This window comes from Flavobacterium riviphilum (genome assembly GCF_055231795.1).
Map to the genome: position 1 here is coordinate 478592 of NZ_JBUYSY010000001.1, position 13167 is coordinate 491758.

The following is a 13167-nucleotide window of genomic DNA, read 5'->3' on the forward strand; positions in this document are numbered from 1 at the left end:
AGATTTATTCCCAACCTGGGTTTTGAGTTAAAGTAACGCCTTCTGCTTTGTATATCATAATTTCATTTACAGGTATAGCATTCAAATAATGCTTAGGTGCTACAAATGATCTACTCGGGTTATTCGCATAAGGCAGAATGTAACCTTGTGCATTTACTTTGATAGTACTTGTAGTATTACCAATTAATGAAGGTACTCTAGCACCTAAGAACAAATCAGGGTTTTTGGTTGAATCCAAGTAATCCCCTTTTTTCCAACGGTTAAGATCCATCCTTCTCAAGTAAGTCCATGACATCAGCTCCACTCTTCTTTCTCTACGTACTTCCCAAATGATTGGATTCACTGCTCCTGTAATTTGCTCTAATGCCGAAGTTCGCTGTGGATCATTGATAACAATTCCATTTGCAGAAGCATTAGTTCCATCAGTTGTCAATTTAGCAATACCCGCTCTAGTTCTTAGTAAATTGATAGAAATATCCAAATCACCATTTGAAATTGTTCCTAACTCAGCAGAGGCTTCTGCGTAATTCAACAATACTTCAGCATAAGAAAAAATAGGTGCATCAATGAAATTTCCATTAATCGAACCCATTACTGTTAATGGAGTTGCAGGATTGTTAAACAATTCAATTAAATATCCAGTACTTGAAGTCAAAGCATTTGGCGAAGTTACAGTACCATAGTAATAATTAGTCGGCAAATTTATTTGAGAAAAACGTTTGTCTCTGTTTGCAAAAGTATTAGCTGGTGTTGCATCATCAACAAACTGCGGATTTCCACCCACTTGTTTGATTGGCAAACCATTTGCTGTTACATAACTCTCAGCCGCAAACTTTGACATACCATTTTGTCTAGTTGACGAATTTGTGTACGCTTGAATAGAATTCATAAAAATTCCGCTCTCGTAGCGTTTGCACAAAATTTGTTCTTTATTGTTTAGTAATTCTAATGCATTAAAATTATCTTTCCAATTAGTATTCAACGCATAAACTTTACTATTCATAATCTGTAAAGCTGCTGCTTTAGCTTTAGTAAAATAAGCAGCACCACTTTGATTTAATTGGTATTTTTTATAAGTTCCTTCATAAAGACTAACTCTAGCTAATAATGCTAATGCAGTGTACTTATTGATATTCGTATTGTTACCGTCAACAGCCAACATCAAATTAGAAGCATCTTCCAAATCCATTATGATTTTATCCATAACTTCTGCTCTAGGAGAAGCTGGTTTGTATACATCTGGATTATCAACTGTAATAAATTTATCATAATAAGGCACATCACCAAATTGCTCTACTAAATTGAAATAGTTGTATGCTCTAAAAAATTTAGCTACTCCAATAAAATGGTTTTTCTTTGTTTGATCCATAGTTGCTATCGAAGGGACTTTCTCTAGCATCAAATTAGCTCTCTTTATTTGAGTAAAAGCGGTATTCCAGTTTCCGTTAGTCGCATTAGCCGCTGTGTTAAAGATAACTAGATCTCTATTTGTTAAATTATCATCAAATTGTGATGCGGAATGAAAATAAAATTCAGCTGTCGTACCAGAACCATTTCCATACCCTAAAAAAACCTCGAAATTTGAATTATTGAAGGTTCTAACATTGTTTTCTGACGACCAAAAATTATCACTGGTAAAAGAATCTAAAGGTTGCTTGTCTAAAAAATCCGAGCAACTGTTCAAAAATGCTCCTCCTAAAACTATTAAAGACCATTTTTTTATGTGATTTATACTTTTCATACTTTGTCGTAATTTATATTAAAAATTCATTTGAATACCCACAGACCAAGTTCTTTGGAATGGATAAGTTCTACCAAAATGTGCTTCTCCTTCTGTAATCTCAGGGTCGATAGGCAATCTACTATTTTTCAACGTCCATAAGTTAACCCCAGAAACATAAGGTCTAATCTTATCCATACCAATACGCTGACTCATAGATTTAGGCAAGGTATACCCCAAAGTTAATTGTTTCAATCTTAAGTAAGACAAGTTTAACAAATAACGCGTTTGTGAAATAAAGTTATTCATACCAGGTGCATAAGTCCCAAAAGCATTTGAGTTATGTCCAGGGAATGGTCTTGGGTAAAATGCATCGGTATTGGTTGGTGTCCAAAAATCGGTTTGATGTGCAAATAAAGCATCTGTATTCTGGTAGAAAGGCAATATAACATCTGAAGTACCTGACCAAAAATCTCTTTTTCCAACTCCTTGGAAGAAAGCATCTACATCAAATCCGTAAAACACACCACCTAAACGTAATGAATATTGGTAACGAGGAGTATTGTTTCCGATAATTTTCAAATCGCCAGGATTTAATGCTGTACCATCACCTCTTGTGATAGCATTATCACCATTCAAATCTTTGTACATAATATCTCCCGCTCCAAATTGGAAAACACCACTTGCGCGTAAGTTTTTGTAATCTACACCATTTACCGTTAAACCATTATTTGTAATTACATCATTAGTCTGAATCAATCTATCGGTAGTTAATCCCCAAATTTCCCCTAAAACTTGCCCTTCGTAAAAGCCAGTCAATAACTTGGTTGGGTTATTCCATTTAGTCACCACAGTCTTATAATCGGACAAAGCAACGTCAGCATAAACACTGATGTTAGGATTAATTTGTTTATTAAAGTTTACCCCAAGTTCCCAACCTTTAGTTTGTAAGTTACCCGCATTCGTGTTAGCAGCACCTTGGCCAAAAGTTGAAGGTAATATTTTACCTGGCGCTAACATTCCGTTGGTATCTCTTTGGTACCAATCGAAAGTAATTCCTAACATATCAAACAATCTAACATCTACTCCATAATCCACGGTGGTTACTTCTTCCCAAGTAAGTCTTGGATCTACGTTTGAAGGCAATGCTGCTCCTGGAGGAATAGTTGTTCCTGATCCAATCCAGTTTGGAGTAGTAGTACCCATTACAGGCAAGAATGCGTTAGCAGCAATATTTTGATTTCCTATTGTACCATAAGAAGCTCTTAATTTCAAGTCTGTTAACCAGTTTTCTGAGAACTTCATAAAGTTCTCTTTAGAAATACGGTATCCTACAGAAGCTGAAGGGAAAAAGCCCCATTGTTGATCCGTTGGAAATCTAGACGAGCCATCGTAACGACCGTTCAATTCCAAAAGGTATTTTTCTTTGTAATTGTAATTAATTCTCGCGAACAAACCTGCAATAGCATACTGTGAATGTCCAGGTTCAAATCCAGATAATGCTGTTGAAGCAAATTCTTGACCAATTGCCAATCTGAATTCAGGTTTTTCTCTATCCAAAAGGGTATTTCTTCTGGCAAAAGTTCTTTCAAAATCACTCCACTCAGTGTTCATACCAGCTGTAACACCAATTTTATGATCCTCTTTGATAGTTTTATTATAATTAGCATAGGCATTAAATACGTGAGTTAATCTACGCGCTTTCGATTGTGAAACATGATCATCAGCAACAGTAAACAATGCTGGAGTAGCTGACTGCAATGATGGAATCGCACTCCACCAATCCCATAGAGGCACTTGACCCCCATTCATTTTATGACTATTATAGTTTCTATTCATACTATAATCTGCTATCACATTAAACCCTTCAGCAATTGTAGCCGTTAACTTAGCTTGTAAACGTAAATCATTAGTACTGTCCACATTTTGAGAGGCTTCTCTTAAGAATCCAGGCGCATGTCTAAAACTTGTTCCTTTATAGGTACCATAAGGGAAATAAGCTCCGAAACGAGAGTAAAATCCAAAGTAACCACCACTTCCTACACTTACAGTATTAGCAGTTTGAGTAGGTGCCGATCCAATAACTCCACCAGTATTATAATAATTATAAGGATAGTTAAAGTCTTGAATAGAATTCAATACTTTAAAATCACCCACTAACCAATCTGCTAATTGAGTAGTTAAACCTAAATTTACATTATAACGTTTTATTTCATCATTATTTTCTCTGTAAACCCCTTCTTGATTAGAATACCCTAACGAAGCGATGAAAGAACTTTTTTCACCAATTGCCCCTTGAGCAGATAAATTATGAAAACTATTCATGGCGTTTTCTTTCAACATTACTTTGTGAGGATTCCATACTCTGTAAAAATGGGCTCTTCCGTTTACAATTTCCCAATCTTCACCATACACCATATTTAAATCCAAATCACTACGAGTTCCAGCATATTTGGCTTTCCAATTTTTAACCCCTGCAAGCAACGTATTGTAATTCATACCAAAAGCCTCAGGTGTTGCACCAGCTCTATTCTTAGCATCTATCAAAACAGGCAACTCTTGTTCTGGATCTAAAAATTTAACTAAATTAATTGGAGTGCTCCATCCCGAGTTGTTGCTGTAAGAAAAACGAATTTTATCTTTATCTCTACTTCCATTTTTAGTAGTAACCAAAACAACCCCAAAAGCAGCACGAGCTCCATAGATAGAAGCAGAAGCCGCATCTTTCAACACTGATAAACTAGCCACATCTTCTGGGTTCAACAATGATAAATCCCCGGGCATTCCATCAATCAATATCAAAGGTGATCCACTTACCGTTCCATTCACGATTGTACCAGCCCCACGAATGTTGATAGAGGTTCCTCTACCAATATTTCCGGATGGTGTAGTAATATTCAAACCAGGAGTAGTCCCTTGTAAAGAACGAGAGATATCAGTAACAGGACGCCCTACTAAATTTCTCTCTACGTTAACAGAGGCAACAGCTCCGGTTAAGTTTACCTTTCTTTGTTTCCCAAAACCTACCACAACTACTTCATTCAATTTTTGGGTTTCACCCTGTAAAACCACTTCAACTGTAGAGCCTGTAATCTGAACTTCTTTTTTAGTATAACCCATCATGGTCACTACCAAAACCTGACCTTTTTCTGCCTTTATCTCAAATCTTCCATCAAAATCAGTAGTAACTGACTTGTTAGTCCCTTTAATTGTAATGTTGGCTCCTACTATTGGCTGTAGGGAGGCATCCAAAACACGACCACTAATTCGTTCTTGTACTAATTCTACACGATCAAAAGTAGTCGAATTCTCCGCAGCATACAATGGGGCACATACCACCATCATAGAAGCCGCTAGCATTGCATAGGTACTCAACCCACAGTGCTTTTTCTTGCTTTTTTTTGAATTTTCAAATTTCATAAAATAGTTATTTAATAAATACAAATGCATTATTTTGCATTATTTGGTTTGTTACACACCAAATATAGTTAATTTTATATTAAAAAATAACATAACATAGTTTTTTTTGCATTTTTGAATTGATTTATCGCTTATTTGAATACAAATACAACAAAACCGCACTTTTAAGTAAATTGCAACTATACCAAGTATTCATTTTTTCATACAACTCACCACACATTTAGCAAAAGCAAATAAAAATCTACCACAAAATAATCGCTCCAATAAAAAAACCCGAACTCAAGATGACTTGAATCCGGGCTGGCATGCTATGCGAAAACTGACTAGTTAATAACGAATTATCAACAAAAAAACTTAACTAACAAACTAAAAACACTAATACAAAACAGTCATTCTTACACATTACAATACCTTTATACTATTTACTTTTTTGAAATTTTATACACTTTCCCTTCGATCATAGAAAAATACACTTCCCCATTGGTATCAATCACAAATTGATTCACTTCGGAATTTCCCGCTTTAAATCGCATTACAACTTGATGCGTTTTACTATCTACCGCTGCCACCCATCCGTTTCTTGACCCTGCATAAATCAATCCATTATGTTCAACAATCGGACATGGTGCATGGTCATAACCATATCCCAAATCCACTTGCCATGCCAATTCATAAGCTGAAGCAGACGTTGGCACCGCAATCAGTACCCCATCCATGGTTTTACCATATACCATCTTATTATCTTGACTGTGTCCTTGTGATTCCCTTATTTTATTCGCATTTGATCTCCAAATCTCCTGGCCTGTAGTCAACTGCAAAGCCGTCATATAACGATCCGGCGCAACGATATAGACACGTTCATTGGCTACCACAGGAACACAATTTCCGGGAGATAACAAATTCCCTTTTCTACCATTATTCCATTTCCATTCCATTGTCCCTGTTGCTGCATTCAAACAATACAAATTAGTATCCCAAACACCAAAAAGCACTTTTCCTTTTTCCACAACGGGTTGTGCTTGACAATAATTTAAGGCGTCTTTAAATTCCCAAAGTAACTTACCATTTTTAGGATTGATTTTGTAAAAACGTTGAAACCCTCCTTGATACAACTTCCCGTTTTTAATCACCCCATCTGCTACTATTGGCGCATTCACCTCCTTTTTCCAAACCGACTTCCCATTTTTAATGGCAACCGAATGAATGTAATTATCTGTTCCCGGCTGAATCACGCTTGACGAATAAACTAGAGGTGTCGAATACAATGAAGACGCCGTGGTGTATTCCCACACAACTTTTGAAGAGTTTTTCGATACCGCTTTAAGTTTTCCTAGAGAGTTACCAAAATAATAATTACGCTTATCCAACGCTAGTCCCGTAAAAATGGAAGCCTCATCCTGATACAACAATTCAATCGATACCCGTCCCAAATCAATGTTATCAAATTTTACGGGCTCTGGCAAGGGTATACTTCTACTTTCTTGTGTGCCAAATTGATATTTTACAACGGGAGCTTGCCCTATTTTTTTTTCCAAAACTATTACATGCTTGGCATCGTGAGTCACTATGGAATACCCAGGAATACTATCTTTTTTTAAAAACACGGAGCGAGCCATAATGTTTTTGATCCCCACCTTAGGCACATCCACATAACTATGTCCATGCCCACAAAAACTAGCACTTACATTATATTTTTTCAAAATACCCACCACCTCTTGCGCATTACCCAAATCATTGGTTGTGTAAGGATAATGACAAAAAGCCAAAATCTTGTTGACTTTAGGAGCTTGTGATTGTAATTCCTTTTCCAACCAAATAACATCCTCATGTTTTACATGACCATCCCCCATTTTCATATAAGGACCTGTATTAAAACCGACATATAAAGTACTATCCTTTACGAATGAAAATCGGTCGTCACCAAACCATTTTGTATAGGAAGTTGTCGCACTTTGCGACCAAACCGTTTCATGATTCCCAGGCACCACATACCATGGCTTCTGTAATTGCGACAAAATTCCTTTTACATTTTTCAACTCCTCATCAGACCCTTGATTGGTCAAATCACCTGTTATTACAACAAATTCAGCATCCGAGGCATTCACCTCTTGTACGATGGCTTTCAAAGCGGTTTCTTCTTCATTTTGAGGCGTTACGTGCAAATCCGACAACAAAGCAAAACGACTTTGAGACCAACCTATTTGGATACAACAGAGTAGAAAAACAAGTGAAAAAAATGACTTCATAAAGAAATTTATTATAGTAAATCAAATTTATAAAATTATTGCAATATCATAGCGTTTTTTAATTTTTTTTTACGTTTTAGCGCTTAAAAAATCTAAAAACAGTTGATAACATAGTAAAAAAAGTAAAAAAAATGACTTTAAATGCATTTTTATACGTTTTTTAATTATATTTACCCGCTAAAAAATTTGAAGAAGTAGAAAACATGTTGAAAATTGAACGACAAAAAGCCATCTTAAACCAATTGCAATTGGAAAAAAAATCGACCACTTTGGAATTGGCCACTTTATTTAATGTTTCAGAAGACACTATAAGAAGAGACTTGAATGATTTAAAAAAATCAGGACAAATCAATAAAGTTTATGGCGCAGCATTTTTGTCTGAAGAGCGACAAGATAACACGGTTTACGAACCCAAAATCACCAAATACAAAGAAAAAGAAATCATTGCGCAAAAAGCCCTAAAACATGTAAAAGACGGCCAAGTAATCATCATGAGTGGAGGTACCACCAATCTTGTACTTGCCCGTATGTTGCCAAGAAATCTCAAAGCAACCATTTATACGTACAGCCTCCCCATTGCCATGGAATTGGCTAAACTTCCGGATATTGAGCTTATGTTTATTGGTGGAAAAATTCAAAAAAACGCCATGGTTACGGTTGGTATAGATGTATTACAATACCTTTCGGGCATTTCAGCCGATATCTGTTTTATGGGAGTGAGTAGCATCAACGTCAAAAACGGTTTGACTGAAAAAGGATATGAAGTATCGATGATTAAAAAAGAAATGATGAAATCTTCTGATGCGACTATCTGTTTGCTCACTTCGGATAAGTTGAATAAAAAAATGACCTATAGCGTATGTACACTACAGGAAATTGATTTCATAATCACCGACATCAATTCAGACCATCCTTTCTTTGAAGATTACAAAAAAATGGGAGTGCTAACGGAGTAAGTAGAAATTCTCAACGCATTTACACATGTATAATCTCTTCCTCAATCAGTAGATCTTCTCTGCGAAGGCGAAGGAAAATCTGCGCCACGGCAATAGTGTCTTTTTCGCAATAGGTCACGATGCGATCGATGTCTTTTTCTACATAAAAAACATGCCCCACTTGGCTGCCATCGATATCACCTTTGGAGGAAGGGACACCCAACACTTTGCACATTAACTTCAAAGAAGTAAAATGCTTATAATCGCCAAATTTCCACATTTCTAAAGTATCCAAATGCGGGATCTCCCATGGTTTTTTGCCAAATAAATTGAGCTTTTCTGGGATAGGCATTTGATTGATAATCATTCTTCTTGCCAAAAACGGAATATCAAATTCTTTGGCATTATGACCACACAACAGGTGTTGCGGCTGATTAAAATGGTTGTTGATGAGATTACTGAAATCCCTCAATAACTGCTTTTCTTCCCCGAAAAACGAGGTCACTCTAAAATTACGGATGTCGCCCTTAATGACAAAAAAACCCACCGAAATACAAACAATTTTACCAAACTCTGCCCAAATTCCGGCGCGGTCATAAAATTCTTCAGGCGAAAAATCATCTTTGCGTTGGTATTGGGTTTTGTGGTCCCAAAGCGCTTTCATTTCATCATCCAAGGAATTGAAATCAGCTACTTCAGGAACAGTTTCTATATCTAGAAAAAGAATGTTATTGAGGTTGATTTTTTCGATCATCTATCTAATTTTAAACAGGCATTACACGAATTTACACAAACTATTGGAGTCCTAAATTTAGGTATTTTTGTAATCTGTTTCGTCATGTCTTAAAAAAATAGTTTCTTTTTTCTTAAAACAAACGCTGTTGGGCAGTTGGATTTTCGTGTTCGAGTAACCATTTTTTGCGCCACAATCCGCCAGCATAGCCCGTTAGTGAGCCATCCGTACCAATGACCCTGTGACAGGGCACGACAATCCAAAGTGGATTTTTCCCGTTGGCCGAAGCTACTGCTCGAATAGCTTTGATATCGCCTAGTTTTTTGGATTGTTCCAAATAAGTTGTAGTTTTTCCGTACGGAATCTCAAGTAGGGCTTGCCACACTTTTTGTTGGAATTCGGTGCCTTTGGGATTAATTTTGAAATCAAAATGGGTGCGTTGACCTAGAAAATAATCATTAAGCTGGGTAACAGCTTCTTGCAAAACGATTGGAATTTCAACGGAAACGGCTCCCTCATCGATAACTGAAATTTGGGAAATGCCATTGGCATCGCCAGTTATTTTGGCGATTCCTAGTGGTGTATTGATAGCAACAGTTTCCATAAGTTGGTGTGATTTGAACCGCAAAGTACTAAAAGTTTTTGGATGAATGGCGGTGATTCTGCTTTGGATGAAGCGAATTTATATGCCTTTTGTGTTTGAAAAAAAAAGATAACCGCAAAGGCCGCAAAGATTTACGCAAGGTTCGCAATAAAATAACTTAAATGACCTTAAATAGTTAAAAAAGATAACCGCAAGGGGCGCAAAGATTTACGCAAAGTTCACAAAGAAAAAACTTAATTGTCCTTATATGCCTTATATGGTTAAAAGTATAACCGAAAATAAAACGAATTAACGCAAATTGTTCTTTGAGGTGTAATTGCGTTCCTCGCGTAACACTTTGCGAACTTTGCGGTTCCTATATTTGCATCAAACTGAATTCAAAAAAAGAACCATTCGATTGTACCAAATGGCTCTTTTTAGGGATTATTCCGTTTTCAAATTGGAATAAATGTAGGCTTCTAATCCTTTTAATTCTTCGTCGGACATGGCTTTGGTGATGGCCAAATTGGCTTTCATCACTTCGTATTGCGAGGGGTCCATGATGGGTTTAGCTTCTTCTTTAAGGAAAGCGATAAGGTTTCCGTTTTGCTCTTTATAAGTCTTCGCCATATCTTGAACACTAGGACCTATAAGTTTGGCATCCACTTTATGGCAAGCTACACAAGCTCCTTTCCCTTCAAAAAGTTCTTTTCCAAGCGTTTCAGGAGTGGAAGCGTTTTGTGAAGCACTTTCAAGGGGTGTTTCAGTTTTTCCAAATGGTTCTTGACTTTCTTTTTTACAAGAAACGACAAATAACACTGCTGCTAGAACGATAATTTTTCTCATAACAATTTATTTTATATTGCTGGAATCCTTATTATTTGGTTATTTGGCTAGGTTTAGTGGTTATGTTGTTTCAAAAGTATCGCAGCTTCTTTGGCAAAATAAGTCGAAATTAGACTAGCTCCAGCTCGCTTGATACACATCAATTGCTCCATCATAATTTTGTCATGATCGAGCCAACCTCTCTCTGCTGCGGCTTTAATCATAGCATATTCGCCCGAAACATGGAAAACGGTTACAGGCACATTCACGGCATTTTTTACCTCACGCACGATATCCAAATAGGCAATTCCGGGTTTTACCATCACCATATCGGCACCTTCTTCCACATCCCACAAAGCCTCTTTTACTGCTTCGATGCGATTGGCATAATCCATTTGGTAGGTCTTTTTGTCTTTGGGCACTTCGACATCCGCTTCTTTTGGGGCACTGTCTAGCGCATCGCGAAACGGACCATAAAATGCCGAAGCATACTTGGCCGAATAACTCATTATCCCTACGTGGTGATAACCTGCAGCATCCAATCCTTGACGCAAACGCAAGACACGTCCATCCATCATATCGCTTGGTGCTACAAAATCGGCTCCCGCCTCCGCATGCGAAACGGCCATTTTTACCAAAGCATCGTTAGTTGAGTCATTTTCTACATCGCCATTGGCAATGATTCCGTCGTGACCATAAATAGAATATGGGTCTAAAGCCACATCGGGCATAACAATCATTTCTGGGCAAGCCGCTTTGATAGCACGAATGGCTTGTTGCATTAATCCGTTGGGATTCCATGCTTCTTTCCCAGTATTGTCTTTTAACTCATCGTTAACTTTTACATAAATATTGACCGCACGAATACCCAATTCGAAAAGCTCTTGCACTTCTTTCACGGTTAAATCAATGGAACGTCTATAGATTCCGGGCATAGAAGGAATTTCAACTTGTACCTTTTCGCCCTCAGCTATGAACATTGGAAACATAAAATCGCTAGGGCTTAAAGTGGTTTCTCTCACTAAGCTTCTTATGGATTCGTTGACGCGTAATCTTCTACCTCTATGTAATGGGAACATAATTCAGCCCCCTATCCCCCGAAGGGGGAATACCTATTAGGGGTCAATAGGGTTTTAGTAAGTCCTTTCATAAAGTAAGATTCCAAAATGAAAAGGCACTTATATGTTACTATTTAAACAATTATAAATCGATTTTTAATATTTTACTACATCTTGAGAAGTTCCCTCTTTGGGCGTTAGGGGGCACCAATCAATAGGTTTTTCTAATACTTTTAGTATTTTTTCTTCTTCGCTACCCGCAATAGGATGATGGTCATACACCCATTGCACGTGCGGTGGCAAAGACATCAAAATACTCTCAATTCTTCCGTTGGTTTTTAAACCAAATAAAGTGCCTTTGTCGTGCACCAAATTAAATTCGACATAACGACCTCGACGAATTTCCTGCCAAGTGCGTTGTTCTTGATTGTAGGGCAAATTTTTTCTTCGTTCAACAATGGGAACGTAAGCTTGAAGGAAACTATTGCCTACTTCAGTTACAAAATTGTACCAATCTTCCATACTCATCGCTTCAGAAGCTTTGCAGTAATCAAAGAATAAACCGCCAATTCCTCGCGCCTCGTTGCGATGTGCATTCCAGAAATAGGCGTCGCACTGTTTTTTATATTTGGGATAAAACTCAGAATTGTGCTTGTCGCAAGCGGTTTTACAAGTTTGATGAAAATGAACAGCATCTTCTTCAAAAAGATAATATGGCGTTAAATCCTGTCCTCCTCCAAACCATTGCTGAATCACTTTTTTTGAACCTGTCCCGAGCGAAGTCGAGGGATCATACATTTCAAAATAACGCCAATTGGCGTGTACAGTGGGAACCATTGGATTTTTAGGATGCAAAACCAAACTCAAACCGCAGGCAAAAAAATCGGCTTCACCAACGTTGAATAATTTTTGCATACTGTCTGGTAGTTTGCCGTGTACTGCCGAAATGTTCACACCACCTTTTTCGAAAACACCACCGTTCTCGATTACGCGTGTTCTTCCTCCACCCCCTTCTGGACGGTCCCAAAGGTCTTCTTTGAATTTGGCCTGACCATCAACCGCTTCTAATCCAGCTACGATTTGGTCTTGAAGGTTTTGGATGTAAGTATAAAATTTATTTTTCATAAGCCTCACCCCTAACCCCTCTCCGAAGGAAAGGGGAACTAGGAATTTATTTTGTGTTATTATTGATGTCAGTTATAGCCGAAATTTTAGCATTGATTCCAAACGAAAACACTTTACTTTCTTTTTGGATAAAACGATAAACAGCAAGTGCTTTTTCAGAAAAAGAAAAGGGACTTGCTGCAGATAACGCTATTATAAAATCGGCAAAGGATTCCATTTGGTTCCAATCGAAATGAAGGCGTTGCAGATGAAGTAGCAAATCCTCTGGTGAAAAATCATTCAGACTCTCCAAATCCATTGCGAAATCTTTTAACTCCACTTCGAGTGCCTCTTTTCGGTCTAAATTCCAATCCAAAGGTGGCAATACTAAAGAATGCAACTGCTTTAGACAATGGTCTATTCGGGTACTTTCTTTATCTCGCAATCCTTTGCTTAGCATTTTAATTATTTTGTGTTATCCTGCAAGGTCTTTTTCTAGACCTTGTAGGTATTCCTTTTTTAGCTGGACTTTCAAAAATACCT

10 protein-coding genes are annotated in these 13167 nt (G+C 37.3%); 1 reads left to right on the forward strand and 9 read right to left on the reverse strand.

Going from position 1 to position 13167, the window contains the following annotated elements; all coding sequences use genetic code 11:
- Window positions 1-4 precede the first annotated feature (4 nt).
- From ACZIX2_RS02105 to ACZIX2_RS02115, 3 genes are all read right to left on the reverse strand, one after another.
- On the reverse strand, window positions 5-1741 hold the full coding sequence (locus tag ACZIX2_RS02105) for a RagB/SusD family nutrient uptake outer membrane protein (protein WP_463338420.1): 1737 nt from the start codon (window positions 1739-1741) through the stop codon (window positions 5-7).
- An 18-nt stretch (window positions 1742-1759) separates the two neighbouring features.
- Window positions 1760-5140, reverse strand: coding sequence for a SusC/RagA family TonB-linked outer membrane protein (locus ACZIX2_RS02110; protein WP_463338421.1), 3381 nt, complete (start codon window positions 5138-5140; stop codon window positions 1760-1762).
- A 422-nt stretch (window positions 5141-5562) separates the two neighbouring features.
- Window positions 5563-7386 (reverse strand): outer membrane protein assembly factor BamB family protein, encoded by a 1824-nt coding sequence (locus tag ACZIX2_RS02115; RefSeq protein ID WP_463338422.1) that lies wholly within the window; start codon window positions 7384-7386, stop codon window positions 5563-5565.
- Window positions 7387-7589: 203 nt separating this feature from the next.
- Here ACZIX2_RS02115 and ACZIX2_RS02120 point away from each other — a divergent pair, with 203 nt between their 5' ends.
- Window positions 7590-8342 carry a DeoR/GlpR family DNA-binding transcription regulator gene (locus ACZIX2_RS02120; RefSeq protein ID WP_463338423.1) on the forward strand — a complete coding sequence of 251 codons (753 nt, stop codon included), beginning with the start codon at window positions 7590-7592 and terminating at the stop codon, window positions 8340-8342.
- A 19-nt stretch (window positions 8343-8361) separates the two neighbouring features.
- Here the strand turns inward: ACZIX2_RS02120 and ACZIX2_RS02125 are convergent, their stop codons facing one another.
- The 6 genes from ACZIX2_RS02125 to ACZIX2_RS02150 all read right to left on the reverse strand — a co-directional run bounded on the left by ACZIX2_RS02125 (window position 8362) and on the right by ACZIX2_RS02150 (window position 13084).
- The gene (locus tag ACZIX2_RS02125; RefSeq protein ID WP_463338424.1) at window positions 8362-9075 is read right to left on the reverse strand and encodes a 3'-5' exonuclease; all 714 of its coding nucleotides are present in this window, start codon (window positions 9073-9075) and stop codon (window positions 8362-8364) included.
- Window positions 9076-9187: 112 nt separating this feature from the next.
- Entirely contained in the window at window positions 9188-9658 is a 471-nt protein-coding gene (locus ACZIX2_RS02130; RefSeq protein ID WP_463338425.1) for a methylated-DNA--[protein]-cysteine S-methyltransferase, read from the reverse strand.
- 423 nt (window positions 9659-10081) lie between these two features.
- A complete protein-coding gene (locus ACZIX2_RS02135) occupies window positions 10082-10483 on the reverse strand; it encodes a c-type cytochrome (protein ID WP_463338426.1) in 402 nt (133 codons plus the stop codon).
- A 53-nt stretch (window positions 10484-10536) separates the two neighbouring features.
- Window positions 10537-11541 carry a porphobilinogen synthase gene (gene hemB, locus ACZIX2_RS02140; protein ID WP_463338427.1) on the reverse strand — a complete coding sequence of 335 codons (1005 nt, stop codon included), beginning with the start codon at window positions 11539-11541 and terminating at the stop codon, window positions 10537-10539.
- A 135-nt stretch (window positions 11542-11676) separates the two neighbouring features.
- Complete coding sequence (hemF, locus tag ACZIX2_RS02145) at window positions 11677-12645, reverse strand: oxygen-dependent coproporphyrinogen oxidase (protein WP_463338428.1); 969 nt, start codon at window positions 12643-12645, stop codon at window positions 11677-11679.
- Between the two features lie 46 nt (window positions 12646-12691).
- Window positions 12692-13084 (reverse strand): hypothetical protein, encoded by a 393-nt coding sequence (locus ACZIX2_RS02150; RefSeq protein ID WP_463338429.1) that lies wholly within the window; start codon window positions 13082-13084, stop codon window positions 12692-12694.
- Window positions 13085-13167 lie beyond the last annotated feature (83 nt).

Excerpts from the sequence above, each read along its gene's own strand:
- ACZIX2_RS02105 (WP_463338420.1), bottom strand. The coding sequence starts at position 1,741 with ATGAAAAGTATAAATCACATAAAAAAATGGTCTTTAATAGTTTTAGGA.
- ACZIX2_RS02110 (WP_463338421.1), bottom strand. The coding sequence starts at position 5,140 with ATGAAATTTGAAAATTCAAAAAAAAGCAAGAAAAAGCACTGTGGGTTG.
- ACZIX2_RS02115 (WP_463338422.1), bottom strand. The coding sequence starts at position 7,386 with ATGAAGTCATTTTTTTCACTTGTTTTTCTACTCTGTTGTATCCAAATA.
- ACZIX2_RS02120 (WP_463338423.1), top strand. The coding sequence starts at position 7,590 with ATGTTGAAAATTGAACGACAAAAAGCCATCTTAAACCAATTGCAATTG.
- ACZIX2_RS02125 (WP_463338424.1), bottom strand. The coding sequence starts at position 9,075 with ATGATCGAAAAAATCAACCTCAATAACATTCTTTTTCTAGATATAGAA.
- ACZIX2_RS02130 (WP_463338425.1), bottom strand. The coding sequence starts at position 9,658 with ATGGAAACTGTTGCTATCAATACACCACTAGGAATCGCCAAAATAACT.
- ACZIX2_RS02135 (WP_463338426.1), bottom strand. The coding sequence starts at position 10,483 with ATGAGAAAAATTATCGTTCTAGCAGCAGTGTTATTTGTCGTTTCTTGT.
- hemB (WP_463338427.1), bottom strand. The coding sequence starts at position 11,541 with ATGTTCCCATTACATAGAGGTAGAAGATTACGCGTCAACGAATCCATA.
- hemF (WP_463338428.1), bottom strand. The coding sequence starts at position 12,645 with ATGAAAAATAAATTTTATACTTACATCCAAAACCTTCAAGACCAAATC.
- ACZIX2_RS02150 (WP_463338429.1), bottom strand. The coding sequence starts at position 13,084 with ATGCTAAGCAAAGGATTGCGAGATAAAGAAAGTACCCGAATAGACCAT.